Source organism: Klebsiella sp. 141203, assembly GCF_032601985.1.
Classification (GTDB): domain Bacteria; phylum Pseudomonadota; class Gammaproteobacteria; order Enterobacterales; family Enterobacteriaceae; genus Klebsiella; species Klebsiella aerogenes.
The window spans coordinates 84,807-110,548 of the sequence record NZ_JAQIRL010000002.1; the positions used below are offsets into that span (position 1 = coordinate 84,807).

23 protein-coding genes are annotated in these 25,742 nt (G+C 54.1%); 15 read left to right on the forward strand and 8 right to left on the reverse strand.

Annotation, left to right across the window (positions count from 1 at the left end; all coding sequences use genetic code 11):
* Positions 1-112 precede the first annotated feature (112 nt).
* Positions 113-385, forward strand: coding sequence for a DUF1471 domain-containing protein (locus tag PGR29_RS08090; protein ID WP_015367862.1), 273 nt, complete (start codon positions 113-115; stop codon positions 383-385).
* 110 nt (positions 386-495) lie between these two features.
* Here the strand turns inward: PGR29_RS08090 and PGR29_RS08095 are convergent, their stop codons facing one another.
* Entirely contained in the window at positions 496-1,602 is a 1,107-nt protein-coding gene (locus tag PGR29_RS08095) for an alkene reductase (protein WP_316424372.1), read from the reverse strand.
* Positions 1,603-1,807: 205 nt separating this feature from the next.
* On the opposite strand from PGR29_RS08095, the gene cadC reads away from it, so the two are divergent.
* The 5 genes from cadC to lysS all read left to right on the forward strand — a co-directional run bounded on the left by cadC (position 1,808) and on the right by lysS (position 10,522).
* Entirely contained in the window at positions 1,808-3,334 is a 1,527-nt protein-coding gene (cadC, locus tag PGR29_RS08100) for a lysine decarboxylation/transport transcriptional activator CadC (protein WP_087860322.1), read from the forward strand.
* A 365-nt stretch (positions 3,335-3,699) separates the two neighbouring features.
* Positions 3,700-5,037, forward strand: a complete 1,338-nt coding sequence (cadB, locus tag PGR29_RS08105) for a cadaverine/lysine antiporter (protein ID WP_015367859.1) — start codon at positions 3,700-3,702, stop codon at positions 5,035-5,037.
* A gap of 82 nt (positions 5,038-5,119) precedes the next feature.
* Positions 5,120-7,267, forward strand: a complete 2,148-nt coding sequence (gene cadA / locus PGR29_RS08110) for a lysine decarboxylase CadA (RefSeq protein WP_015367858.1) — start codon at positions 5,120-5,122, stop codon at positions 7,265-7,267.
* Positions 7,268-7,327: 60 nt separating this feature from the next.
* On the forward strand, positions 7,328-8,800 hold the full coding sequence (gene dtpD / locus PGR29_RS08115) for a dipeptide permease DtpD (protein WP_015704649.1): 1,473 nt from the start codon (positions 7,328-7,330) through the stop codon (positions 8,798-8,800).
* A 204-nt stretch (positions 8,801-9,004) separates the two neighbouring features.
* The gene (gene lysS / locus PGR29_RS08120) at positions 9,005-10,522 is read left to right on the forward strand and encodes a lysine--tRNA ligase (RefSeq protein ID WP_015704650.1); all 1,518 of its coding nucleotides are present in this window, start codon (positions 9,005-9,007) and stop codon (positions 10,520-10,522) included.
* Positions 10,523-10,580: 58 nt separating this feature from the next.
* Here the strand turns inward: lysS and PGR29_RS08125 are convergent, their stop codons facing one another.
* The 6 genes from PGR29_RS08125 to PGR29_RS08150 form a co-directional block, all read right to left on the reverse strand.
* Positions 10,581-11,969, reverse strand: a complete 1,389-nt coding sequence (locus PGR29_RS08125) for an amidohydrolase family protein (RefSeq protein WP_316424373.1) — start codon at positions 11,967-11,969, stop codon at positions 10,581-10,583.
* Positions 11,970-11,986: 17 nt separating this feature from the next.
* The gene (locus PGR29_RS08130; protein ID WP_087860319.1) at positions 11,987-12,937 is read right to left on the reverse strand and encodes a carbamate kinase family protein; all 951 of its coding nucleotides are present in this window, start codon (positions 12,935-12,937) and stop codon (positions 11,987-11,989) included.
* A gap of 127 nt (positions 12,938-13,064) precedes the next feature.
* A complete protein-coding gene (locus tag PGR29_RS08135) occupies positions 13,065-14,483 on the reverse strand; it encodes a DUF1116 domain-containing protein (protein WP_316424374.1) in 1,419 nt (472 codons plus the stop codon).
* Positions 14,483-16,030: an acyl-CoA synthetase FdrA gene (gene fdrA / locus PGR29_RS08140; RefSeq protein ID WP_316424375.1), complete on the reverse strand. Its 1,548-nt coding sequence runs from the start codon at positions 16,028-16,030 to the stop codon at positions 14,483-14,485. Before fdrA ends, PGR29_RS08135 begins: the two co-directional genes overlap by 1 nt.
* Positions 16,020-16,883 (reverse strand): DUF2877 domain-containing protein, encoded by an 864-nt coding sequence (locus tag PGR29_RS08145; RefSeq protein ID WP_316424376.1) that lies wholly within the window; start codon positions 16,881-16,883, stop codon positions 16,020-16,022. Before PGR29_RS08145 ends, fdrA begins: the two co-directional genes overlap by 11 nt.
* A 39-nt stretch (positions 16,884-16,922) precedes the next feature.
* Positions 16,923-17,528 (reverse strand): ankyrin repeat domain-containing protein, encoded by a 606-nt coding sequence (locus PGR29_RS08150; RefSeq protein ID WP_316424635.1) that lies wholly within the window; start codon positions 17,526-17,528, stop codon positions 16,923-16,925.
* 259 nt (positions 17,529-17,787) lie between these two features.
* Between PGR29_RS08150 and PGR29_RS08155 the strand changes: the two genes are divergently transcribed.
* The 7 genes from PGR29_RS08155 to PGR29_RS08185 all read left to right on the forward strand — a co-directional run bounded on the left by PGR29_RS08155 (position 17,788) and on the right by PGR29_RS08185 (position 22,834).
* Positions 17,788-18,273 (forward strand): DUF1097 domain-containing protein, encoded by a 486-nt coding sequence (locus PGR29_RS08155; protein WP_271032031.1) that lies wholly within the window; start codon positions 17,788-17,790, stop codon positions 18,271-18,273.
* A gap of 110 nt (positions 18,274-18,383) precedes the next feature.
* Positions 18,384-19,322: a LysR substrate-binding domain-containing protein gene (locus tag PGR29_RS08160; RefSeq protein WP_316424377.1), complete on the forward strand. Its 939-nt coding sequence runs from the start codon at positions 18,384-18,386 to the stop codon at positions 19,320-19,322.
* Positions 19,323-19,440: 118 nt separating this feature from the next.
* A complete protein-coding gene (locus PGR29_RS08165) occupies positions 19,441-20,082 on the forward strand; it encodes a helix-turn-helix domain-containing protein (RefSeq protein WP_026612377.1) in 642 nt (213 codons plus the stop codon).
* Positions 20,083-20,175: 93 nt separating this feature from the next.
* Positions 20,176-20,511 carry a DUF3302 domain-containing protein gene (locus PGR29_RS08170; protein ID WP_020079414.1) on the forward strand — a complete coding sequence of 112 codons (336 nt, stop codon included), beginning with the start codon at positions 20,176-20,178 and terminating at the stop codon, positions 20,509-20,511.
* Positions 20,511-21,653 (forward strand): HlyD family secretion protein, encoded by a 1,143-nt coding sequence (locus PGR29_RS08175; protein WP_316424378.1) that lies wholly within the window; start codon positions 20,511-20,513, stop codon positions 21,651-21,653. The genes PGR29_RS08170 and PGR29_RS08175 overlap by 1 nt, the downstream gene beginning before the upstream one ends.
* Before the next feature lie 115 nt (positions 21,654-21,768).
* Positions 21,769-22,194, forward strand: coding sequence for a hypothetical protein (locus PGR29_RS08180; RefSeq protein ID WP_015367842.1), 426 nt, complete (start codon positions 21,769-21,771; stop codon positions 22,192-22,194).
* Between the two features lie 175 nt (positions 22,195-22,369).
* Positions 22,370-22,834: an RcnB family protein gene (locus PGR29_RS08185; RefSeq protein WP_316424379.1), complete on the forward strand. Its 465-nt coding sequence runs from the start codon at positions 22,370-22,372 to the stop codon at positions 22,832-22,834.
* Between the two features lie 89 nt (positions 22,835-22,923).
* On the opposite strand, the gene PGR29_RS08190 is transcribed toward PGR29_RS08185, so the two are convergent.
* Positions 22,924-23,514 (reverse strand): YSC84-related protein, encoded by a 591-nt coding sequence (locus PGR29_RS08190; RefSeq protein WP_316424380.1) that lies wholly within the window; start codon positions 23,512-23,514, stop codon positions 22,924-22,926.
* 236 nt (positions 23,515-23,750) lie between these two features.
* On the opposite strand from PGR29_RS08190, the gene PGR29_RS08195 reads away from it, so the two are divergent.
* Positions 23,751-24,929 (forward strand): M20 aminoacylase family protein, encoded by a 1,179-nt coding sequence (locus PGR29_RS08195; protein ID WP_087860309.1) that lies wholly within the window; start codon positions 23,751-23,753, stop codon positions 24,927-24,929.
* Between the two features lie 19 nt (positions 24,930-24,948).
* Positions 24,949-25,725 carry an ABC transporter substrate-binding protein gene (locus PGR29_RS08200; protein ID WP_015367838.1) on the forward strand — a complete coding sequence of 259 codons (777 nt, stop codon included), beginning with the start codon at positions 24,949-24,951 and terminating at the stop codon, positions 25,723-25,725.
* Positions 25,726-25,742: the final 17 nt, after the last annotated feature.

Consider the following 25,742-nt stretch of genomic DNA (forward strand, 5'->3'; position numbering starts at 1 on the left):
ACTCTAGTAAGTGACTGGGGTGAGCGAGGAAAGCCAACGCACATGCAACTTGAAGTATGACGAGTATATACTGAAAGAGCCTCAATTAGGCTCAATCCAAGGAGAATGTAGGATGAAAAAGGTATTAGTCGCTTTAGCTCTTTCTGCTGTTGCCTTTGGCGCCTCTGCTGCGCAATTAATTACTAAAGAAGAAGCTTCGCATTTCAAACTGACTCACGTGGGCAGTATTTCTGTGGGGCCGTCTGGCGGGCAATTCTCTTCACCTTCTGATCTTCACGATCAGCTTTCTAAGCTGGCAGATGAGAAGGGCGGTAAATATTACATTATTACCGCGGCGCGCGAACACGGGCCGAACTTTGAAGCAACGGCGGAAGTGTATAAATAATTAATCACGTTGATTAATTATATATAAACGTCGAAAGTCTGATTTTTAACCCGGCATGCCACCGCGCTGCCGGGTTTTTTATTTAAGTACTGTGAAGCGATATATCCTGTTTACTTCGCGTCGACGGTAGGGTAGTCGAGGTAGCCCTCTTTACCACCGCCGAAAAACTGCTCTCTGATTGGCTGATTGAGCGGCAGGTTGTGCTGCAGACGATACGGCAGATCCGGGTTGGCGATAAACGGGCGACCAAAACCAATCAGGTCGGCCCAGCCTTTGGCCAGCGCTTCTTCGGCACGTTCTACGGTGTATTTCCCCGAATAAATCATTGTGCCGCGGAACACCTGTCGTAGCGCTTCTTTAAAGGCAGCGGGCATCACTGGCGCATCATCCCAGTCGGCTTCGGCGATATGGATATAGGCGATGCCGATATCATTGAGGACGCTGGCCGCCGCCAGATAGGTGGCTTCCGGCGTATCATCTTTCGACCCCATCAAGGTGGTCAGCGGCGCCAGGCGGATGCCCAGTTTCTCTTTACCAATCGCATCGGCAACGGCTTGCGCCACTTCTTTGAGGAAACGCAGGCGATTGGTTAACGAACCGCCGTACTCATCGGTACGCTGGTTTTCACGAGAATCAATAAACTGATTGATCAGATAGCCATTCGCACCGTGTAGCTCAACGCCATCAAAACCGGCGGCAATAGCGTTACGCGCGGCCTGTGCATATTGTTCGATGATAGCCGGGATCTCTTCGCGAGTCAGGGCGCGCGGCATCGAGTGCTGCACCATTTCACCAACGCCGTTTTCCGGACCGCGTCCTTCGACATCGACAAAGACCTTCACTCCTTCAGCCTGAATTGCAGATGAAGAAACCGGTGCGGCATTACCCGGCTGCAGTACGGTATGGGAGACACGCCCTACGTGCCAGAGCTGGGCAAAAATTTTGCCTCCCGCCTGGTGTACCGCGGCGGTGACTTTTTCCCAGCCGGCGATCTGCGCTTCATTATAGATGCCAGGCGTCCAGGCATAACCCTGTCCCTGTTGGCTAATCTGCGTGCCTTCGCTGATAATTAAACCGGCGCTGGCGCGTTGGGCGTAATACTCCGCCATCTGATCGGTAGCGACATCACCGGCCCCGGCGCGGGAACGCGTCATCGGCGGCATCACGATACGGTTGTTTAACGATAGGGCCTGCAAGGAATAGTGGTCGAATAACATAATGCGTCTCCTTAACGACTTGATGGACGCAGCATAGACCCTGGCTATTTTGGATTAAATGACAACGATGTTCATAGACTGTTAACTGATTTGTATATAAATGGGGTAGCGTATGCCAAACGTGTGGGGTATTGACCACCCGCATAATTAGGTAGGCGAAATGTGGTATTATCGCGCCTTTCCCTTTTCGTCCTGGGGTTTTTTTATGCAACAACCTGTTGTTCGCGTTGGGGAATGGCTCGTTACTCCTTCTGTAAACCAAATTAGCCGGAACGGACGTCAGCTTACTCTCGAACCGCGTTTAATCGATCTTCTGGTCTACTTTGCTCAACATCCTGGCGAGGTACTTAGCCGGGACGAGCTTATCGATCACGTCTGGACGCGCAACGTGGTGACCAGCCATGTCGTCACCCAGAGTATTTCCGAGTTGCGTAAGTCACTGAAAGACGGCGATGACGGCAGCATGGAATATATTGCGACGGTGCCCAAACGCGGTTACAAGCTGACGGTCCCGGTAATTTGGTGTACGGAAGAGGGCGAAGAGTTGGCGCCGGTTGTCCCGCCAGTGGCCCCTGTCACCGTTCCTGAAACGTCGCCACCGACTATTTCTCCTTCATCTGCCTCGCCTGCGGCGGCGGCAGTGCCGGAAAAACGTAAACGGATCACCACCTTCTGGGTGTGGACGCTGTTCCTGCTGGCGTTGGGCAGTTGCGTCGCGTTAGTCGCCTTGTCGTCGATAGAATCGCGGCCGCCGGAAACCAAAACTCGCCTGCTGCTAAACCCGCGCGATATCGACATACACCTGGTAAACGGCAGTTCATGCAACAACTGGGCATCGCAGCATGCCTATGCGGTAGGGTTGGGCAGCCTGGTAACCACCTCGCTCAACACTTTCTCGACCTTTATGGTCCACGATAAAACCAACTACAACATCAACGAGCCCAGCAGTTCGGGTAAAACGTTGACCATCGAATTCGTTAATCAGCGCCACTATCGCGCCCAGCAGTGCTTTATGTCGGTGCAACTGGTCGATAACGCCGACGGCTCGACGATGCTCGATAAACGCTACTTTATTACCATGGATAACCAGCTCACCATTCAGAATGACCTGCTGGATAGTCTGTCAACCGCGCTAATGCAGCCGTGGCCGGATCGCATGAAAGCGATGCTGAAACAGTATCAACCCGCGCAAAGCCCTTCATTAACCCGTCTTTATCAGGCCCATCAGCTGTTAATGAAAGGTGATGTCGATTCATTAGGTAAAGCCAGCGATATACTCGATGACGTCATTAAACAATCGCCGGACTTTATTTATGCTTACGCCGAAAAAGCGCTGGTGGATGTATTACGTCATTCGCAGCAGCCGTTGGATGAAAAACAATTAGCGACGCTGTATGCCGAGGTTGAAAAAGTGGGTGAAATGCCCGGCATTAAAGATATGGCGATCTTCTACCAGATAAAAACGGTAGATATGTTAGGCAAAGGGAAAATAGATGAGGCGTACAGCGCTATCAACACAGGCATTGATTTAGAAATGTCGTGGATGAATTACGTGCTGCTCGGTAAAGTCTATGAGATGAAAGGACAGAACCGCGAAGCTGCCGATGCCTACCTGACGGCGTTTAATTTACGCCCTGGCGAAAACACCTTGTACTGGATTGAAAACGGAGTATTCCAGACCTCCGTCACCCGCGTAGTACCATATCTCGACAATTTCCTCGCTTCAGAATAAGTAAACCCTCATCATGCTCATGGTTTTGAGTATGATGAGGTTAAATTTATGTATCTCATGAGCACTCTGATTGTTACCTGAAATAAGCGTTATTTTCCTGCCTGGTAACACAATTTCAACACCAGTATGCGCGTCTAACTCTTTGTAAGTAGGCGATGTTTATCTTTTTTTGATATCAACATGTCATGTTTATATGTTAATCGAAAAAGGTCAAAATATCATTTGTCTGATGTTTGTAGTTATTTCACTTTATCTTTAGGATTTATCTCGTACGAATCAGTAATCTTGTTGGCAGTTGGTCGGGTCAATAAATGGTTCTATATCATGATCTGTACCTCCCAAATAAACTTAGGAGAAAAACAACCATGAGTTCTGCCAAGAAGATCGGGCTATTTGCCTGTACCGGCGTAGTCGCCGGTAATATGATGGGGAGCGGTATTGCACTATTACCTGCGAACCTCGCCAGCATCGGTGGTATTGCCATTTGGGGTTGGGTGATTTCTATTATTGGCGCGATGTCTTTGGCTTATGTTTATGCCCGACTGGCGACCAAGAACCCGCAGCAGGGTGGTCCAATTGCTTACGCAGGGGAAATTTCTCCGGCCTTCGGTTTCCAGACCGGCGTCCTTTATTATCATGCAAACTGGATTGGTAACCTGGCAATCGGTATTACCGCCGTCTCTTATCTCTCTACGTTCTTCCCAATTTTAAATAACCCGGTGCCAGCAGGTATTGCCTGTATTGCCATCGTGTGGATCTTTACTTTCGTTAATATGCTCGGCGGGACCTGGGTAAGCCGTCTGACCACTATTGGTCTGGTACTGGTGCTTATTCCGGTGGTAATGACAGCGGTCGTCGGCTGGCATTGGTTTGACGCGGCAACTTATCAGGCGAACTGGAACACCTCCAGCACCACTGATAGCCACGCGGTCATTAAAAGTATCCTGCTCTGCCTGTGGGCCTTCGTTGGCGTAGAATCCGCCGCAGTGAGTACCGGGATGGTGAAAAACCCGAAACGTACCGTACCGCTGGCAACCATGCTGGGTACGGCGATGGCCGGTATCGTCTATATCGCCGCGACTCAGGTTATCGCCGGTATGTATCCTGCTTCTCAGATGGCCGCGTCCGGTGCGCCGTTCGCAATTAGCGCCTCTACCATTCTCGGCGGCTGGGCTGCTCCGATGGTTTCCGCTTTCACCGCCTTCGCTTGCCTGACTTCTCTGGGCTCGTGGATGATGCTGGTTGGCCAGGCCGGTGTACGTGCCGCCAACGACGGTAACTTCCCGAAAGTGTATGGCGAAGTCGATAGCAACGGTATCCCGAAAAAAGGCCTGCTGCTGGCCGCGGTGAAAATGACCGCGCTGATGGTGCTGATTACCCTGATGAACTCCGCCGGTGGTAAAGCATCTGACCTGTTCGGCGAGCTGACCGGTATCGCGGTACTGCTGACCATGCTGCCTTACTTCTACTCCTGTGTTGACCTGATTCGTTTCGAAGGCATCAACATCCGCAACTTCGTTAGCCTGATTTGTTCGGTACTGGGTTGCGTGTTCTGCTTCATCGCGCTGATGGGCGCAAGCTCCTTCGAACTGGCCGGCACCTTTATCGTTAGCCTGATTATCCTGATGTTCTACGGTCGCAAAATGCACCAGCGCCAGCAGAACAACGCAACGGATAACAACAGCCCCGCTAACGCGCACTAATCAGTAACCCTTTTTCCTGAGGCTCCTTCCATCACCTGTCACATCGAGACGGGAGGGGCTTTCTACATCTGGAGATTTGACTATGAACGTTATTGCAATCATGAATCACATGGGTGTTTACTTCAAAGAAGAACCCATCCGTGAACTGCATCGTGCTCTCGAACGCCTGGACTTCCGTATTGTCTACCCGAACGACCGTGACGACTTATTAAAACTTATCGAAAACAACTCTCGTCTGTGCGGCGTGATCTTCGACTGGGATAAATACAATCTCGAACTGTGCGAAGAAATCAGCAAAATGAATGAGTACATGCCGCTGTACGCTTTCGCTAACACCTACTCCACTCTGGACGTTAGCCTCAACGATCTGCGCATGCAGGTTCGCTTCTTCGAATATGCGCTGGGCGCCGCTGAAGATATCGCGAACAAAATCAAACAGAACACTGACGAATACATCGACACCATTCTGCCGCCGCTGACCAAAGCGCTGTTCAAATATGTACGTGAAGGCAAATACACCTTCTGTACCCCAGGCCACATGGGCGGTACCGCGTTCCAGAAAAGCCCGGTAGGCAGCATCTTCTATGATTTCTTTGGTTCCAACACCATGAAATCCGATATCTCCATTTCGGTTTCTGAACTGGGTTCACTGCTTGACCACAGCGGCCCGCACAAAGAAGCGGAAGAGTATATCGCTCGCGTCTTCAACGCTGAACGCAGCTACATGGTGACCAACGGTACATCAACCGCTAACAAAATCGTCGGTATGTACTCCGCGCCTGCCGGCAGCACCGTGCTGATTGACCGTAACTGCCACAAATCGCTGACTCACCTGATGATGATGAGCGACATTACGCCGATCTACTTCCGTCCGACCCGTAACGCCTACGGTATCCTCGGCGGTATCCCGCAGAGCGAATTCCAGCACGCGACTATCGCCAAGCGTGTGAAAGAGACGCCGAATGCGACCTGGCCGGTACACGCGGTTATCACCAACTCAACCTATGATGGTCTGCTGTATAACACCGACTTCATCAAGAAAACCCTGGATGTGAAATCCATCCACTTTGACTCCGCATGGGTGCCTTACACCAACTTCTCGCCGATCTATGAAGGCAAATGCGGGATGAGCGGCGGCCGCGTTGAAGGGAAAGTGATCTACGAAACCCAGTCCACGCATAAACTGCTGGCGGCATTCTCTCAGGCTTCGATGATCCACGTGAAAGGCGACGTTAACGAAGAAACCTTCAACGAAGCCTACATGATGCACACCACCACTTCTCCGCATTACGGTATCGTGGCTTCCACCGAAACCGCGGCGGCGATGATGCGCGGTAACGCCGGTAAACGCCTGATCGACGGTTCTATCGAACGTTCGATCAAGTTCCGTAAAGAGATCAAACGTCTGAAAGGCGAGTCTGAAGGCTGGTTCTTCGATGTATGGCAGCCGGAACATATCGATGGCGCTGAATGCTGGCCGCTGCGTTCCGATAGCGCATGGCACGGTTTCAAAAACATCGATAACGAGCACATGTACCTCGACCCGATCAAAGTCACGCTGCTGACCCCGGGGATGAAGAAAGACGGCACCATGGATGATTTCGGTATTCCGGCAAGCATCGTGGCGAAATATCTCGACGAACACGGCATCGTGGTTGAGAAAACCGGTCCGTACAACCTGCTGTTCCTGTTCAGCATCGGTATCGATAAGACAAAAGCGCTGAGCCTGCTGCGTGCGCTGACCGACTTCAAACGCGCGTTCGACCTGAACCTGCGGGTGAAAAACATGCTGCCGTCTCTGTACCGTGAAGATCCTGAATTCTATGAAAACATGCGTATTCAGGACCTGGCGCAGAACATTCATAAACTGGTTGAGCATCACAACCTGCCGGACCTGATGTTCCGCGCATTCGAAGTGCTGCCATCCATGGTGATGACCCCGTATGCCGCGTTCCAGAAAGAGCTGCACGGTCAGACTGAAGAAGTGTACCTCGAAGAGATGGTAGGCCGCGTCAACGCCAACATGATCCTGCCGTATCCTCCGGGAGTACCGCTGGTTATGCCTGGTGAGATGATCACCGAAGAAAGCCGCCCGGTACTGGAATTCCTGCAGATGCTGTGCGAAATCGGCGCTCACTACCCGGGCTTCGAAACCGATATCCACGGCGCATATCGTCAGGCGGATGGCCGTTACACCGTTAAAGTGCTGAAAGAAGAAAACAACAAGTAATAGACGCACACAAGGGAAGTGGCTTGCCACTTCCCTTTTTTCACGCTGCAAGGAGAACCTATGAAAACACCCTCACAGCCGCGCGCGATTTACTACATCGTAGCGATCCAGATCTGGGAGTACTTCAGCTTTTACGGCATGCGCGCCTTACTCATCCTTTATCTCACCCACCAACTTGGCTTTGACGATAGCCACGCCATCAGTCTGTTCAGCGCCTACGCATCTTTAGTTTACGTAACCCCCATTCTCGGCGGCTGGCTTGCCGACCGCCTGCTCGGCAACCGCACGGCGGTGATTGCCGGGGCGTTGTTGATGACCCTCGGCCACGTGGTGCTGGGCGTCGAATCTGATTCCACCTGGAGCCTCTATCTGGCGCTGGCGATCATTATCTGCGGCTATGGTCTGTTCAAATCCAATATCAGCTGCCTGCTCGGCGAACTGTACGCCGCTGACGACCATCGTCGCGATGGCGGTTTCTCGCTGCTGTATGCCGCCGGTAACGTCGGTTCGATAGCCGCCCCCATTGCCTGCGGGCTGGCGGCGCAGTGGTACGGCTGGCATATCGGCTTTGCGCTGGCGGGGATCGGCATGTTTATCGGCCTGATGATTTTCTTAAGCGGCAGCCGCTACTTCCGCGACACCCGCGGCGTCGACAAACAGGCGCTGCGCGCGGTGAAATTCGTGTTGCCGACCTGGGGCTGGCTGGTGGTGATGCTGTGCCTGGCGCCGGTGTTCTTCACCTTGCTGTTAGAAAACAACTGGTCCGGTTATCTGCTGGCGATTGTCTGCCTGTTCGCCGCGCAAATGGTGGCGCGGATCATGATCAAATCGCCGCAGCACCGCCGCGCGCTGTGGCAAATCGTTCTGCTGATGTTGACCGGAACGCTGTTCTGGGTGCTGGCGCAGCAGGGCGGTAGCTCGATTAGCCTGTTTATCGACCACTTTGTTGATCGCCGGCTGTTCAATATTGAAGTACCGACCGCGCTGTTCCAGTCGGTTAACGCGGTGGCGGTGATGGCCGCCGGCGTGATCCTGGCGTGGCTGATCCGCCCGGAAGGGCGAACCCGCTCGGTGTTAAAAGTGTGGCTGAAATTTGCTTTCGGCCTGCTGCTGATGGGCGGTGGATTTATGCTGCTGGCGCTGAATGCCCGCCACGGCGCGGCTGATGGTCAGGCCTCGATGGGCATGATGGTCGCCGGGCTGGCAATGATGGGCTTTGCCGAACTGTTTATTGACCCGGTGGCGATGGCGCAGATAACCCGTCTGAACATGCCCGGCGTCACCGGCGTATTAACCGGCATTTATATGTTGGCCACCGGCGCGGTCGCCAACTGGCTGGCCGGGGTGGTGGCGCAGCAAACCACCGAATCGCAAATCAGCGACACGGCGATTGCCGCCTATCAGCATTTCTTCTCGCAGATGGGTGAATGGACTATCGGCTGCGTAGCGGTGATTGTCATTGTCGCCTTTGCCGCGATTTGCAGCACCGGCCAGCGCAGCGCGACCGGGGACATTAACTCAACAGCCAAGTGAGCAGGAGGTGGATATTCTGGCAGGCGCGGAAGCCAACGATAAAAAATACCGTTAGTGAAGCCATAGCTGAGTGAGATCAGCTTGTAGTGAATCCAGAGTCGTTAAGATTGTTCTCTGGTGTGTTACCAGAGACAGGCCGCGCTGAATGGTGACCTGGTTCAATTTATCGAAGCTAGTTTGAAAGCAGGGTTATGAGGAACCAACATGTCTGAACAACAAGCACAAGGTGCCGATGAGGCAATTGACCTTAATAATGAACTGAAAACTCGTCGCGAAAAATTGGCTGCGCTGCGTGAGCAGGGCGTCGCTTTCCCGAACGATTTCCGTCGCGATCATACCTCTGACCAATTGCACGCTGAATTCGATGCGAAGGATAACGATGAACTCGCTTCCCTGAACGTTGAAGTCTCTGTTGCTGGCCGTATGATGACCCGCCGCATCATGGGTAAAGCCTCTTTCGTTACCCTTCAGGACGTCGGCGGCCGCATTCAGCTGTACGTCGCGCGCGATGACCTGCCGGAAGGCGTCTACAACGAACAGTTTAAAAAATGGGATCTCGGCGATATCATCGCCGCCCGCGGCAAGCTGTTCAAAACGCAAACCGGCGAACTCTCCATTCACTGCACCGAGCTGCGTCTGCTGACCAAAGCCCTGCGCCCGCTGCCGGATAAATTCCACGGCCTGCAGGATCAGGAAGTCCGCTATCGCCAGCGTTATCTGGATCTGATCGCCAACGAAGAGTCGCGTCATACGTTCCGTATCCGTTCGCAGATCCTCGCCACCATGCGTCAGTTCATGGTTGCCCGCGGCTTTATGGAAGTCGAAACCCCGATGATGCAGGTGATCCCCGGCGGCGCTTCCGCCCGTCCGTTCATCACCCATCACAACGCGCTGGATCTGGATATGTACCTGCGTATCGCGCCGGAACTGTATCTGAAACGTCTGGTGGTTGGCGGCTTCGAACGCGTCTTCGAAATCAACCGTAACTTCCGTAACGAAGGGATCTCCGTACGTCATAACCCAGAGTTCACCATGATGGAACTGTATATGGCGTATGCGGATTACAAAGACCTGATCGAACTGACCGAGTCGCTGTTCCGCACTCTGGCGCAGACGGTGTTGGGCAAAACCGAAGTGCCGTATGGCGACCAGGTGTTTGACTTCGGCAAACCGTTTGAAAAACTGACCATGCGTGAAGCCATCAAGAAACACCGTCCGGAAACCAACATGGCGGATCTGGATAACTTCGACGCGGCGAAAGCGCTGGCAGAATCTATCGGTATTCAGGTAGAGAAAAGCTGGGGTCTGGGACGTATCGTCACGGAGATCTTTGATGAAGTGGCGGAAGCGCATCTGATTCAGCCGACCTTCATCACCGAATATCCGGCGGAAGTTTCTCCGCTGGCCCGCCGTAACGACGTGAACCCGGAAATCACCGACCGCTTCGAGTTCTTCATCGGCGGCCGCGAAATCGGTAACGGTTTCAGCGAGTTGAACGATGCGGAAGATCAGGCGCAGCGTTTCCAGGATCAGGTCAACGCCAAAGCGGCGGGCGATGACGAAGCGATGTTCTATGACGAAGACTACGTCACCGCGCTGGAGTACGGCCTGCCGCCGACCGCCGGCCTGGGTATCGGTATCGACCGCATGGTGATGCTGTTTACCAACAGCCACACCATCCGCGACGTTATCCTGTTCCCGGCCATGCGTCCGCAGAAGTAATCGTGTTTGGTAAATGACAAAACCCCGGCTTGCCGGGGTTTTTTACATGACGCTGGCATCAGGCTCCGACGCTGCCCCAGACCATCTTACCGTTATGGAAGGTGGCGGTACGCGGCGAAATTCGCGCCACGGCTTCGGCGGAGCAGGAGGCATCGACCAGCACAAAGCTGGCGTCGTCCTGTGCTTTTGGCCATACGCGCTCGCCTTTGTCATTCAGCGGCAGCACGTCGCCGGTGGCGATGGCCAGCGCGCGCGACAGGGTCTGCTCATTGGGGCGGATATACAGCTGGGCGTAGAGATTGGCTTTCTCCAGCATGTCGCCCAGTCCGTAGGGCGACCAGTGGTCAATCACGCTATCGGTACCGGTCATCACGAAGACGCCTTTTTCGCGCAGTTGCTTGAGCGGCATGTGCAGAGTGCCGATCGGCACGGTGGAGGCGATGGTGATTTGCTGCGCCGCCATGCGGATCGCGATGGCATCGACCTGCTGCTCGTTCAGCGTCGCCAGCGCAAAAGCGTGGCTGATGGTCAGCTTGCCTTTCAGCGCCGGGGTCTTCTCCACGGTTTCCACCATATAGTTCACCGCCGCCACGCCCGCCGGGCTGGTTTCATGCAGGTGAATATCCACCCCTTTGTCGTAATCCAGCGCAATCTGGAACATGGTATCGAGCGATTTCTCCATCGCGCCATCGACATTAGTCGGATCGAGACCGCCGACATAATGGGCGCCGGCCTGCATCGCTTCGCGAACCAGTGATTCCGATTTCGACAGCAGCAGCCCGTGCTGCGGAAAAGCGACGATTTCGCAATCGAAGCCTGGTTTACGCCGCGCCAGCACTTCCTGCAGATTCTCAAGGTTCTTCAGCCCGGACACCGGCTCAATGTTGCAGTGGCTGCGGGCGATGGTCGAGCCTTTGGATTGAATCAGGTCGATAAGCTTCTCGGCGTGCGCCTGCGTATAAGGCTGGAGTTCCGGCAGCAGTTTCTGCTCAAGCTTGATCATATCCTGAATGGTGGTGCCCGCCGGGCGGTTAAGCGAGCGCCACGGGCCGCCGTAAAACGTTTTGTCCAGATGGATATGCATGTCGCGCATGGCGGGCAGCATCAGTTTGCCGCCCGCATCGTAGCGCGGCAGCGTGGCATCCGGGTGGCTATTATTGCTGCGCAGGGCGACGATTTTGCCGTCTTTTATTTCCAGCGTTTGCAGCTCGGTCCGGGTGTGAACCACCACGCCGTTTTCATATTCGAAGCCGCTTTCCAGCAGCACGTTATCAAGATAGTAATGTTTATCGGCGACGTTGACCGCGCCTTTATTATCGCAGGCGGCCGCGGACGATTGGCTTCCCGCGGCATACGCCGCCGGCGCGCCCGCTGCCAGCAGCGCGGCGGCGGTGACCATCTTGCCGCTTTGGGTAAGAAATTCGCGACGGCTATTGTCTTTATTCATTCTTTCTTCCTTTTGTGTCAGTCATGCACAATATGGGTTCCCGTTTCGCCACGTAGCGCGGCTGGCAGACATTCCGGCGTAGTGATGATCACCCGTTTGCCGCCGTGTTGCAGGAACGTGAGGCTGGCGACGATTTTTGGCAGCATACTGCCTGCCGGGAAATGCCCTTCCTGCATATAGCGGCTCATCTCGCTGATGCCAACGCAACCCAGCGCCTGCTGATTAGGTTTGCCGAAATTAACGCACACTTTCTCCACACCGGTAGTGATCACCAGAATATCAGCATCAATTTCGCGGGCCAGCAGGGCGGTTGAGAGATCTTTATCGATCACCGCATCCACGCTCTGGTAGTCGCCCTGCGGGCTGCGTACCACCGGGATCCCGCCGCCGCCGGCGCCGATCACCACAAAGCCTTGCCGGGTCAGCGCTTTGATAGCTTCCGCTTCGACAATGCGTTTCGGCTCCGGCGAGGCGACCACCCGGCGATAGCCGCGGCCCGAATCTTCCACAAAGCGCCACTCAGGATGCGCCTGCTGCAATTCATCGCGCTGGCTTTCGCTGAAGAACGCGCCGATAGGCTTGGTCGGATGGGTAAAGCCGGGATCGTTTTTATCGACTTCAACCTGGGTGACGACGGTGACCGCCTTTTGCTCGCCGCGCTGGGCAAGGCGGTTATTCAGCGCCTGCTGAATGAGGTAGCCGATGCCGCCCTGGGTATCGGCGACGCAGTTGGCCAGCGGCGTCAGCGGCAGACCTTCTCGTTCGTGGGCTATCTCCGAGCGGCGTAAATCCAGCCCAACCTGCGGGCCGTTACCGTGGGTTAGCACCACGTTATAGTCCGATGCCAGCATCTCCAGCACCGTGCTGGCCACCGCTTTGACCGCCTCGGCCTGATGCTCGATCGACTGGCTGGCGTTATCTTTGATAATGCTGTTGCCGCCAATGGCGACGACGATGAGTTCTTTCATATCTGGCTTCCGTTACAGAAGGTGATGTAGTTATTGTTATTGTGTGGTCGTGGTAGTCGCCCGGCCAGGCGTAGGGCTGCCGGGGATTTCCCGGGGTCGGCGCAAACGCCTCGCCCGGGCTACAACGTTAAACGTCGTAACGATCGCACCAGCGGAGGATCGCTTTTTCGAAACAGGCGAACGGCGGGTGGACGATACCGGCGCCAATCATGCCGATCCCGGCGTCTTTATGGGCGATGGCGGTGTTGATCACCGGTAAAATACCGCTGCTGCCGACGCGGGTGATGTCGATCGCGGTCGGGATCCCCATAAAGCCGAGCAGCGGAATGGTGACGTTCGGGTTTTCGCCAAGGGTGATTTCACGCATCTGGCGAGAGAAATCGACCGCTTCTTCTACCGTTCCACCGACCAGCGCGACGATAGCCGGCGCCGTCGCCATGGCGAAACCGCCGATGCCATAGGTTTCAGTAATGGCGCTGTCGCCGATATCGAGGCCGGAGTCTTCTGGTTTAAAACCAGCGAACATCGGGCCTATCACCTGCTGGGCCGGGCCGGTAAACCATTGTCCCGGCAGGCCGCTGACCCGCAGTCCGAACTCGACGCCGTTGCGCGCCATGGTGGTGACCACGGTGCTGTATTCAATGCCGTGGGCCGCGTCCATCGCCGCTTTGCACATCGCCATCCACGTCGGGCCGGAGAAGTAATCGCTGCTGGCGACAAATTCGAACACCTCGCGCTGCTGCGCTACCGGATAACCGGCCTGAATAATCCCCGGCGTGAGCGCCTGAATCAGCAGGGTGGTGCCGGCGTTGTTGCGGTTATGGCACTCATCGCCCATATGCAGCGCCTGCGCCAGCATTAAGCGCAGATCGATTTCGCCGATGATCTTCATGGCGTCGCGCAGCATGGGGCCCTGCACGTCGCGCATCCAGTTCAGACGATCGATCACGCTCTTATCGTTAGCCCCCATGCGCAGGATCTTCGCCATCTGCTCGCTCATGTTGGTATAAGCGATATTGCCGTAGGTTTTGTTCTCGACGATGTGCATGAACATCGACGCCGACGTCACGCCCGCCATCGAACCCACGCAGTCGTGTTCGTGACAGGGTGAGAAGGTAATTTCACCGGAGGCGGCAAGCTCGGCGGCTTCATCCAGATCTTTCGCCAGCCCTTCAAAGACCAGCGCGCCGGTGACCGCGCCTTTCATGGCGCCGCACATGTTTTGCCATTCCACCGGCGGGCCGGCATGCAGGATGGTTTTTGGCGTCATGCCCGGCACGACGTTAATGGCCTGATCAAAGCCGATGAGTACCGGGTGTGATTGAATAATACGCTCCAGCGCCTGCTGGTTGGCGGCGGCGATTTTATCCGCCAGCGGCGAGTCGGCGATGCGATCCAGCGCCTCGACCACCTGCATATTGCCCTGGCCCGGCGGCGTCCAGTCGAGCTGGGTGACGGCGGTATGCTGCTTTTTCAAATCGTCGCTGAACATGGCGATACCGACGTTAATTACGTTCAACGGCTGGTTAAATAGCGACTGGCTCATCAGGCTTGCTCCCCTTTGCAGATAAATTCACGCGCCAGCAAACCGGTATTGGTGCTGCTGCTGGCCAGAATGACGCCAGCGTCAAGTAGCATCTGGCGCTGTTGCTCCAGCGACGGCGTATCGATGTCGGTACCTAACACGTAAGCGAGGATCGTCAATGGGCGCCCATCGGCGGCGGCAATGGCTTTGGCCTCTTTGATCGCCGCGATCGTCGAACCCACCGGATCTTCATGCGATCCGAAGCCCAGCACGAAGTCCATGACGATGACCGCCACTTCGGGATCGCGCGCCTCTTGCAGCAGGCGGCTGATGCGGTTGGTCGGGTCGATCATCGGGTGCGGCTTACCGTTGGTGAAGTCGTCATCGCCGAAATCGAGGAAAGTGTGCTTGATGCTGCGATTGATATCGCTCAGACGATAGGCCGGATCCGGCTGAATGTTGCTATAAACATCCGCGTGTTTTTCCAGTACCGCGAACATGGTTTCATCGCACAGGGTACCGCCGCAGAACAGGCCGCGAATGTACTTTTGCCGTGGCGTGAGCTGCGCGCGAACGTCAGCAATCAGCGCCTGGTTCAGCGGATGTAAATCGAGATTTTCCTGCTTAATACCGCTCAGCAGGACGGCCTTCAGCGCCGCGTCTTTAGTGCCGCGGGCGAACTGCAGACCTTGCTCATCGGCGGGAGGCTCGGCGCGGCCGAGGAAGCACGCCACTACCGGTTTACGGCAGGCGCGAGCGCGTTCGAGCACTTTTTTCGCCACCGCTGGAGCCGGTGGTTTAGAAACAAGGACGATGATTTCCGTTTGCGGATCGGCTTCCAGCATCTGAATAGCGTCGAGCATCATCAGGCCGCCGATTTTCTCACTCAGATCGCGACCGCCGGTACCGATTAACTGCGAGATCCCGCCGCCGAAATCATGGATACGGACGCTCAACTCCTGGCTACCGGTACCAGAGGCGCCGATAATACCGATGTTGCCGCGGCGAACCGCGTTACCGAAGCACAGCGCCGCGCCGTTAATAATGGCGGTGCCGCAGTCTGGCCCCATCATCAATAACCCTTTTTCGTGGGCCAGCTGTTTCAGCGCCAGTTCGTCGTCAATAGAGACGTTATCGGAAAACAGCATCACGTTAAGATCGTTTTGCAGCGCCTGGCGCGCTTCGCGAGCGGCAAACAGACCGTTGACCGAGATAATCGCGAGGTTACTTTGCGGAAGATGTTTTTTGGCGCTGGCGAGGGTGGCGTAGCGCGCTTCGTGCCGGCCGCTTTCGGCCTTTTTGCTGAACAGCGCTTCTATTTCACCGAGTATCTGTTCACTATCGGCGCCGTCTTTGCCCTTGATAACAATCATCAGGTCGCCGTTTTTCGCCGCTTCCAGCTCCGGCGTCAGCAGTCCCAGGTTATTCAGCACCCCTTTGTTCATTTCCGTCGCCATCGCCACAAATGCCTGCTCTACGCCATCGAGCTTATTAGCGCGGGTGGAAATCGACATTAATGAGACGGAATCAAAATAGGTATTCTTCTTCACCACTATTTTAACTGACATTATTCCCTCCATACGTTTGGCTCAGCGCGCAGGCATCCGCCATGCCCAATAGCATGTCGCTGCCGGAACTTGAGCCAATATTTTTAATATCGGCAATAGCCTTAATAGAAAAGGTTGTCGGTTGATTAACCATCAGATTAATCAACACGGCGATACTTTCGCGATAACGTTGGTTTATCGCTGCCTCCAGCGTAATCGCACTGAGCGGCGTAGTATTTTGTTGGGCGCTCTGCAGCGCGGTTATAAATGCTCCCCGGTATTGATTAGCCGGGTGTCCCTTTATGAATAAAATAACGCTCAGGCCTACCAAATAATCATCCGCCGATGGCGTCAGGCCAATGCCTAATCCGATCATGTGCGCCACGGCGGCGCCGATATTTTTATTTTCGCCAAGTGCTTTAAATAAGGTTTCCCGTCGCTGCTGGAGTTCATGACGCATCGCGTGATAAAAGGGATTGTCGCCGCGATAGAGAAATAACGTGTCATCCTCATGTAACTGCGTAACGATAATGTCATGCCATCGTCGCCAGGCTATCTGGTTAAATGTTGCCGCGTTTAATACCGCCCGCGGCGTTTGCCAGTGCTCACAACGGTAGATGTCTATCCATGTATTATCGCCAACGTAAATCCCTGAATCGGTAAACCGGACGCTTTCCCCTGGCCGGAGCAGGTTGTCAAAGTGGGTGAGTGCTAACCTACAGCTATTAGGCGCATTGTCAGAGGTTTCACACAGCAGCGTCACAAGACCTGGTTTGCCCGGGGTTAGCAGGTTCACCGCATGGGCGAAAACCTCTCCAACCCGTCCGCCGCCGCGCTGTGCGAGAAAGCTCTTATCCGCAGTTAGCGCTTGCACACACCGCCAGGAGGAGGTGTTAATGGCGATTCTCCTTCCTCAGGCTCCGGCGGCGACCAGCAGGTGGGCGATTTCACTGAATCCCTTATCCCATGCCAGCTCCAGCGGCGATTTACCGTACTTATCGGTCATATGCGGGTTGGCGCCGTGGTCCAGCAGCAGTTTGACGATCTCCTGCTGCGTCGCGCCGCCGTCGTTTAAGACAATCGCTTCCAGCAGCGGCGTCCAGCCAACGAAATTGGTGTGGTTAACGTTAATGTTAGTTTCCGCCAGCAATATTTTTACGATTTCAAGATGGCCTTTTTCACAGGCCGGCGTCAGGCCTACGCCGCCGAAACGCGTTAATCGTTCGAGGTCGGGTTTTGCCGGTAAAATTAAGCGCAGTAGTTCGACGTCGTTATTCAGACAGCTGATTAAAAACGGGTTAAAACAGGTCTGGTCCTGCTTATTAATATCGGCGCCAGCAGCAATAAGAACAGAGACACAAGCATAATGTTTATTCAGGCTGGCGAGGGTAATAGCGGTTCGCCACTGGCGATTACTGGCATTAATATCGACACCGCTTGCCAGGCAGGCTTTTAGTTTCGCGATATTTCCCTGCTCTGCAGCCAAAAGATAGTCAGCAATAATATTTTCCATGGCCATCATCTTGCTCCTGTTGTTGCGGCTGAGACTTTCTCGATGGCTTGAGCATAGCAACCAGAAATAGATAAAAGAACCCGCTTAAATTTTATTCGCCATAATCCGGTAGATTATTGAATAAATTTCAATAATCGATGCAGACTGTGCGGCAGAGCAATGTTTACTTCTTTACACCTATACCCCTTAACGCAATCGGGTTTTCTTTCGATATAGTTACCGTCAGAAAGCAATGTCATCGATCTATTTTTCAGAGGGGAAAGAGATGAACGGACTCACCGCTACGGGGATCACCGTCGGGATTTGCGCAGGCGTTTGGCAGCTGATTTCCTCGCACGTTGGGCTGCAGCATGGTTGGGAATTATTGGGAACCATCGGCTTCGTGGCCTTCTGTAGTTTCTATGCGGCAGGGGGAGGCCAATCCGGCTTTGTCAAAAGCCTGTGCGTTAACTATTCCGGAGCGGTGTGGGCGTGGCTGGCGGCGCTGGCCGCTGGCGCTCTCGCCTCAGCCAGCGGTATGTCGGGATTCTGGGCAAGCGTCATTACCACGGTGCCGTTTTCGGCAGTCATCGTCTGGCAGGGGCGCTTTACGCTAACCTCGTTTATTCCCGGCGGTTTCCTCGGTATGACGCTCTTTTTCGCCACCGGTTTGAACTGGACGGTGACGCTGTTGGGATTTCTGGCGGGAAATTGTGTCGGCTTTATTTCAGAATATAGCGGGCGCAAACTCAGCGAGGCGACCAGTAAGTAGCGTGCCTGAAGTCGCGACGGGTATTAAGTATTGTTCAAAAATGATTGCCCCGCGTCCCGGTAACCAATACATTCAGCTCAGGTATGGTTTAGCGGAGGCGGGAAGGGCGCATGAACTCGATTTTTACTGAAGAAAATCTGCTGGCATTCACCACCGCGGCGCGTTTTGGCAGCTTCAGCAAGGCGGCCGACGAGCTGGGGTTAACCACCTCAGCCATCAGCTATACCATCAAACGGATGGAAGCCGGGCTGGACGTAGTGCTGTTTACCCGCAACACCCGCAGCATTGAGCTGACGGAATCCGGCTACTATCTGTTTCGCAAGGCTACCGATCTGCTTAATGATTTCCATGCGATAAAGCGCAGCATAGATACTATCTCGCAAGGCATCGAAGCGCGGGTGCGCATCTGCATTAATCAACTGCTATACACGCCGCGCCATACCGCCCGCCTGCTGCAGGTGCTGAAAAAACAGTTTCCCACCTGCCAGATAACCGTCACCACCGAGGTGTACAACGGCGTTTGGGATTCGATCATCAATAACCAGGCGAATATTGCCATCGGTGCGCCGGACACGCTGCTCGACGGCGGAGGTATTGATTACACCGAGATCGGCGCGATCCGCTGGGTGTTTGCCATTGCCCCGGATCATCCGCTGGCGTTTATGCCCGAACCTATTTCGGAAAGCCAGTTACGCCTCTATCCCAATATCATGGTTGAGGACACCGCCAGTACGATTAATAAAAAGGTCGGTTGGCTGCTGCATGGCCAGGAGGCGATCCTGGTTCCCGACTTCAATACCAAATGTCAGTGTCAGATCCTCGGCGAAGGGATCGGCTTCTTACCCGACTATATGGCTCATGAAGCCATTGCGGAGAATCTGTTGGTGATCCGCCAGATCCACAACCCGCGCCAGGATTCCGGCATGTTGCTGGCCACTCAGCACGCGGCTACCGGCCAGGTGACGCAGTGGATTAAGAAGCAATTCCGCCCCGGCGGGATTTTAACGGCTGTATATGCTGATTTATTGCATCGTGGAGAAGCGAAATAGTCTTGCCACACATATCTTTACGCCAAAACTCCAGCTGTGGACTTTTCCCCTCGCTTTGCCTTATATATATTTGATGACGTCGGTGATACGGGAAAGTACGGCAATGGATACGGGGAAGTTGAATAGCAGTTTTGGTCGTATTCATGCGTGCTACCAGAAGCTGCAGTTGAATGCGCATCTCCCACACGTCATCGCCTGTAGCGAAAACGTCGAGTGCGCCGCCGGCGAGCGTTTTCATCCGCAGGATGGGTTCATTTACTTTCTGCTGTCCGGGCAAATCACCCTCGCAGTCAACGACCCTGATAACCTGTTGGGGATTGTGATCGAGCATATGCCGCTGGGCCTGCTTGAGCACTACTGTCCGGCGGTAGAGCTACTATATCAATGTCTCGATCGCTGCCGTTTTGCCAGAATCAGCATTGAGGATTTCGAGCGTATCTTCTTTTACTCTTCGCCGGAGTATATGAAAGAGCTGACGACTATTCTGGCCTACATGGGCATTTTTGCTCTTGATGCGCACAACGAGCGCGGCAACCTGTCCGGTTTTCAGACCATAAAATCGATGCTATCGCGTTATCTGTACCGTAACGAGATCGATTGTGGAAAACGTGAAAGCCTGTCCGCTTTTATTATTAAACGGACCAATCTTTCGCGCAGCTATGTTTATCAGGTTTTAGCGGCGTTAAAAGAAGGCGGTTATATCACGGTGAAAAAAGGTCAACTCATTTCTATCGACCGAAAAATACCGGATAAATTCTGATTAATATGGTCAGTTGTCAGGGCGATTATGCCCGGCTTGCTGACGCCTGTATAAAGTGAATGTGAAATACGTCACACATTCTGGAGTTATTTTATGACCCTGGATTATATTGCTTTAGCCATCCTGATTGCGGTGGTGCTGATTTTATTTTATGGAATTATCGTGATCCACGATATTCCTTATGAAATAGCCAAAAAAAGAAATCATCCGCACCAGGATGCGATTCATTACGCTGGCTGGGTGAGCTTGTTCACCCTGCACGTGCTGTGGCCGCTGCTGTGGATCTGGGCCACGCTGTGGCGAGAAGACCGCGGCTGGGGAATGCAGCAGTTAAAGACCGACCAGCACGATTTACATCAGCGTCTGGATGCGATGCAGGCGGAATTAAACCGTCTGAAAAATAGCGCCGTCAATCAGGAGGGTAAATAATGGAAACGTTATTACTGCTGTGTTATGCCGCCTTGTGTATCGTGATATTTAAAGTATTCCGTATTCCATTAAATAAATGGACGGTTCCCACTGCGGTATTAGGTGGCGTGATACTGATTGGCATGTTAATCCTCGGTATGAATTATAACTTCCCCTATAGCGAAGTCGGGAAGCAGGTTTATCGCACGGTGCCCATTGTTTCGCAAACCCGCGGTCGAGTCACCAGCGTGCCGGTGAAACCAAATCAGATGCTGCATGAAGGCGACATCTTGTTCACCATCGACCCAACCCCGTTCCAGGCGAAGGTGGACGACCTGACCGCGCAGGTGAAAGCGGCCAGCCAGGAGGCGTTGTCGCTGGATGCGGGGTTAACCAGCGCGCAGGCTGATTTAAGCAAAGCGGTAGCCGAGCGCGACCGGGCCCAGCGTGAATACGCCCGCTTCCAGGCAGGTCATGATAAAGGGGCCTTTTCCGATCAGATGGTCGATACCCGTCGCCAGAACTGGAAAGCCTCGCAGGCGGCGGTTGACGCCGCCCGGGCAAAGGTCGCACAGGCGCGTAACGATCTCAATTCGGTGGTGCACGGCGAGAACACCAAAGTCGCTTCGCTGCTGGCGCAGCTGCGCGAGGCGCAATTTAAGCTCGATAACACGGTGGTGCGCGCGCCGTCTGACGGCTATGTCAGTACCGTCGGCTTGCGCCCGGGGACCATGTCCACCGCGTTGGGGCTGAAGCCGGTAATGACGTTTGTGCCAACGGATAATGCGAATTCACGTGAATACGTCGCCGCATTCCGTCAGAACGCGCTGCAGCGTTTGCAAAAAGGTGAACAGGCTGAATTACTGTTCCCCTCTATTCCGGGAACCGTATTTAAAGCGCAGGTCGCGGAAGTGCTGCCGGCGATTGGCGAAAGCCAGTTTCAGGGTCAGGGGACGTTGCTGACGGCCAACGATCTGGCGGCGCGCGGCCGAGCGCTGGTGGTATTAAAAGTGACCGACGATCGTCTGGAAAATTATCAGCTGCCGCAGGGCGCGGATGTCGAAGCCGCCGTCTATTCGGAACATTTTGAGCACCTGTCGCTGATAAGAAAGATCCTCATCCGTATGAAAAGCTGGGAAAGCTATCTCTATCTCGATCACTAAAACGACGGAATAGCGGTCAGGCAGTTTTAAGAACTTTTCCTAATGCCAAGCGCAGAAGCTTATGCCATGCTGAATGTGACTCGTAACATAAAGCACGCGTTAAGAGAGGAAAAATATGAAAAAAGCAATGATTGCACTATCCGCTATTCTGGTCGCTTCTCCGGTATTCGCGGCAACCACTACACATGCAACCGATGATACCGTGGCCGCAGCCCACGAAAATGCCAACACGGCAAAAGAAAAACTGCACCAGGCGCAGAATCAGGGCGAAGAGATGAAGCTCAAGTCCAAACATGCTGCTGAAGGGAAAAGCGATAGCGTCGGCAGCCAGATAAGCGAAGGCACGCAGAAAACCTGGAATAAAACCAAAGAAGGCGCCGAGAAGGGCTGGGATAAGACCAAAGAAGGCACTGAGAAAGGCTGGAACGCCACTAAAGAAGGCGCCAGCAAAGGTTGGGATAAAACCAAAGAAGTCAGCGAGAAAGGCTGGGATAAAACCAAGCAAGGCGCTGAAGAGTTAAAGAATAAAGTCTCTGAGTAATACTGACTCGCTGAGAACAAAAAAGGTCGCGTTAGCGGCCTTTTTTACGTCTGGCGCTCGCTGAAATTATTGTTTGCTGTCCTCCTGATTTAGCCAGGAATAGTCCTGGATAGGTTGCTAATCACTATTTCTCCACATTTGCAGGGTAAAAAAGAGATATATCAGGAGGTGTACTATGAAAAAGATGATTTCTCTGGCGGTTATTTTATCCTGTGTGCTGAGCGCTCAGGCTTTTGCCGATGGTCCAAATGACGGTCATCGTCCGGGGCAACAGCAGGTATGGCAGAATGGCCCGAAGCAGGGTGACCAGAATGGACACCACCAGCCGGGCGGTCCTGGCGATAACCATCAGGGCAACAATGATAGCCGCGGCCCGGACCGAAGAGGTCATGACGATCGTCGCCAGGAACGCCATGAACAGGACCATTTCGCCTGGAGGGGTAACGATTTCCGTAAAGGCCATCCGGCGCCGGAGCATTATCGCGGTGATGAATATCGCATCAGTAACTGGAACGAGCGTGGCCTGCCGCGCCCGCCGGAGGGCCATCACTGGTCTTATATCGATGGCAATTACGTGCTGATCGCCGCGGCGACAGGAATCATTACCTCAATACTGGTAAGCGGCGCCCTCGGTCATTAAATAATGATACTTGCGGCATGGCATTCGCGCCGGGTCAGGCTAGCGTCTGACCCGGCTTATTGATGCTAACTTGTACGGACCGCAAAGCCCTACCTTTTATTCAGCTCGTCATCCGGCCAGTATTTATAACCGTTGACCATTGCCTGAGCCGCCAAACCTTTCTCGGTGATTTCATAAACGTTGACTTTTGACGGCAGCGAGGCGGTATCTTTCGCCACGCCGTTGGCCGACGCGCCTATCGGGGCGATGCCGTTGTCGTCATATTTCGCTGCCGCGTTGGCATCCGCGCCGACCATATAGCCTTTAGTAATGAAAGTATTCAAGGCGTCTTTATCGTGGAATACCAGTACGGTGCGCAGCTGTTTCACGCCCATACCCACACCGGCGCCGCCCTGGGCCATTTTCATATAGGTATCTTTGCCGGTGGCGCTATTTTTAACGACGCCGTAACCGCTGCCGAAGCCAAAGACTAATATCTTACTACTGTTGCTGGCGAAGACCGCGTAGCCCTTTGAATGCTGGATATCGCTACGTGCTTCCGGGTACAGGCTATAGAGTTTACTGAGCGTGTTGGTACGCATCTTTTGAATACTGGCGCGTTGCTGGCTGGCGGTGTCGCCCTCAGCGCTGCAGCCTGTCAGCGTCAGCGCGCAGGCAAGTAAAAGTAAATGATATTTCATGGCTGTTTATTTTTATTTAAAACTGAACTAAAGCGGGGATGGTAGAGTAAGTGTTGGCATGGAACCCATAAAATAAACGTTTATATTTAAATTTTGCCAGTTTTAATGGTTATTGTTCTGCGATTTTTCTGTATTAAAAATATGATGGATGACGTTCCAGCAATTAGAAATGCTACTTGCATAAACTTTGAGCCAGGATAACTTGTTAAGTTCTTAATCTATTCCCGGAGAACGGCATGTCTGATTGTGTAATTCCAGAAATTAAAGCCACGGAAGATGAAATGATTTCTATCCGTCATTATTTACATGCCAATCCGGAATTAAGTCTGGAAGAGTTTAATACCAGCGAGCTGGTTGCCGGTAAGCTGACAGAATGGGGCTATCAGGTGACCCGCGGGCTCGGTAAAACCGGCGTCGTCGGCAGCCTGAGTAAAGGCGATTCGCCGCGCACTATTGGCCTGCGTGCCGACATGGACGCATTACCGATTTATGAAACCACCGATTTACCCTGGGCCAGCACGGTACCTGGAAAAATGCACGCCTGCGGCCATGATGGACATACCACGATTTTGCTCGCGGCGGCGAAATATATCGCCTCGCCGGCCTGCCAGTTTAACGGCACGGTGCATCTGATTTTCCAGCCCGCGGAAGAAGCCATCGGCGGCGCGGATCTGATGATTAAAGATGGCCTGTTTGAGCAGTTCCCCTGCGAACGCATCTTCGGTCTGCACAATATGCCGGGGCTACCGGTTGGCAAGCTGGGCTTCTATGCCGGCAACTTTATGGCCTCGGCGGACACGGTCAAAATCACGATTACCGGCTACGGCGGCCACGGCGCACACCCGGAACGCACCGTCGACCCTATCGTGGCCGGCGCGGCGCTGGTGATGGCGCTGCAGAGCATCGTCGCGCGCAACGTGCCGCCGGGGGAAACGGCGGTCGTCAGCGTGGGGACTTTCCAGGCCGGCATCGCCTCGAACGTGATTCCGGAGAGCGTGGTGATGGAGCTCAGCGTGCGGGCGATGAAACCGGAAATTCGCGATCTGCTGATTAAGCGTATTCAAGAGCTGACCGAGTTTACCGCCAAAAGCTATGGCGCCAGCAGCGACGTCGAGATTTACGACTCTTACCCGGTATTAACCAACAGTAACGAAGAGACCGATTTCGCCCAGGCGCTGGCGCTGGAAGTCTTTGGCCGCGAAGGGGTGCTGGAGTCGGTATCGCCAATGAACGCCAGCGAAGATTTCGCTTTTATGCTGCGCGAACGTCCGGGCTGCTACTTCCTGCTCGGCAACGGTGAAAAAGGCGAGAAGGGCGGCTGCATGGTGCATAACCCCGGTTATGACTTTAACGATGACATTATCAGCACCGGCGCGACGCTGTTCGCGCGTTTAGTGCAAGCGCACTGCCGTTAATCCCTGGAGAAAATCTCGAATGAAAAAATCACTGCTGTTATGTTTGGCATTAATGGCGTCGACGTCGGCGCTGGCCGCCGGGGCGAAAGAGATCCGTTTTGGCGTTGACCCGACCTTCGCGCCGTTTGAATGGAAAGATCCGCAGGGCAAGCTGGCGGGATTTGATATCGATTTAGGCAACGCGATTTGTCAGCAGCTGCAGGCGAAGTGCGTGTGGGTGGAAAGCAACTTCGACGGCATCATCCCGGCGCTGAAGGCGCGTAAATTCGACGCGATCCTCTCAGGGATGTATATGACCGAAAAACGTAAAGAGCAGATTGCCTTTAGCGATAAGCTGTACAACGGGCCGGTGTTTCTGGTGGCGCGCAAAAATACCCTCAAAGGCAATACGCCAGAGCAGTTGAAGGGGAAAACTATCGGCGTCGAGCAGGGGTCGGCGCAGGAAACTTATGTTAACCAGTACTGGCGGCCGCAGGGGATTAACATTGTCGCCTATCAGGGGGCCGATAGCGTCGTTCGCGACCTTGAATCAGGTCGTCTCGATGGCGCGGTGCTCTCCGGCATGATGGCCGATTATAGCTTCCTGCAGCAGCCGCAGGGCAAGGATTTCGCCTTTGTTGGCGGACAACTGCAGGATAATAAACTGTTTGGCGCCGGGGCGGCGATTGGCCTGCGTCAAGGCGACGATGCGCTGCGCGAAGAGATAAATGGCGCGATTGCGAAAATGCTTGCCGACGGCACCTACAAAAAACTGGCCGGGAAATATTTTAGCTTTGACGTTTATTCCGGGACATAATGTCAGAGTGTACCCTG

Bases quoted from the DNA above. Each gene is read 5' to 3' on its own strand.
- PGR29_RS08090 (WP_015367862.1), top strand. From the start codon at position 113: ATGAAAAAGGTATTAGTCGCTTTAGCTCTTTCTGCTGTTGCCTTTGGC.
- PGR29_RS08095 (WP_316424372.1), bottom strand. From the start codon at position 1,602: ATGTTATTCGACCACTATTCCTTGCAGGCCCTATCGTTAAACAACCGT.
- cadC (WP_087860322.1), top strand. From the start codon at position 1,808: ATGCAACAACCTGTTGTTCGCGTTGGGGAATGGCTCGTTACTCCTTCT.
- cadB (WP_015367859.1), top strand. From the start codon at position 3,700: ATGAGTTCTGCCAAGAAGATCGGGCTATTTGCCTGTACCGGCGTAGTC.
- cadA (WP_015367858.1), top strand. From the start codon at position 5,120: ATGAACGTTATTGCAATCATGAATCACATGGGTGTTTACTTCAAAGAA.
- dtpD (WP_015704649.1), top strand. From the start codon at position 7,328: ATGAAAACACCCTCACAGCCGCGCGCGATTTACTACATCGTAGCGATC.
- lysS (WP_015704650.1), top strand. From the start codon at position 9,005: ATGTCTGAACAACAAGCACAAGGTGCCGATGAGGCAATTGACCTTAAT.
- PGR29_RS08125 (WP_316424373.1), bottom strand. From the start codon at position 11,969: ATGAATAAAGACAATAGCCGTCGCGAATTTCTTACCCAAAGCGGCAAG.
- PGR29_RS08130 (WP_087860319.1), bottom strand. From the start codon at position 12,937: ATGAAAGAACTCATCGTCGTCGCCATTGGCGGCAACAGCATTATCAAA.
- PGR29_RS08135 (WP_316424374.1), bottom strand. From the start codon at position 14,483: ATGAGCCAGTCGCTATTTAACCAGCCGTTGAACGTAATTAACGTCGGT.
- fdrA (WP_316424375.1), bottom strand. From the start codon at position 16,030: ATGTCAGTTAAAATAGTGGTGAAGAAGAATACCTATTTTGATTCCGTC.
- PGR29_RS08150 (WP_316424635.1), bottom strand. From the start codon at position 17,528: ATGGCCATGGAAAATATTATTGCTGACTATCTTTTGGCTGCAGAGCAG.
- PGR29_RS08155 (WP_271032031.1), top strand. From the start codon at position 17,788: ATGAACGGACTCACCGCTACGGGGATCACCGTCGGGATTTGCGCAGGC.
- PGR29_RS08160 (WP_316424377.1), top strand. From the start codon at position 18,384: ATGAACTCGATTTTTACTGAAGAAAATCTGCTGGCATTCACCACCGCG.
- PGR29_RS08170 (WP_020079414.1), top strand. From the start codon at position 20,176: ATGACCCTGGATTATATTGCTTTAGCCATCCTGATTGCGGTGGTGCTG.
- PGR29_RS08175 (WP_316424378.1), top strand. From the start codon at position 20,511: ATGGAAACGTTATTACTGCTGTGTTATGCCGCCTTGTGTATCGTGATA.
- PGR29_RS08180 (WP_015367842.1), top strand. From the start codon at position 21,769: ATGAAAAAAGCAATGATTGCACTATCCGCTATTCTGGTCGCTTCTCCG.
- PGR29_RS08185 (WP_316424379.1), top strand. From the start codon at position 22,370: ATGAAAAAGATGATTTCTCTGGCGGTTATTTTATCCTGTGTGCTGAGC.
- PGR29_RS08190 (WP_316424380.1), bottom strand. From the start codon at position 23,514: ATGAAATATCATTTACTTTTACTTGCCTGCGCGCTGACGCTGACAGGC.
- PGR29_RS08195 (WP_087860309.1), top strand. From the start codon at position 23,751: ATGTCTGATTGTGTAATTCCAGAAATTAAAGCCACGGAAGATGAAATG.
- PGR29_RS08200 (WP_015367838.1), top strand. From the start codon at position 24,949: ATGAAAAAATCACTGCTGTTATGTTTGGCATTAATGGCGTCGACGTCG.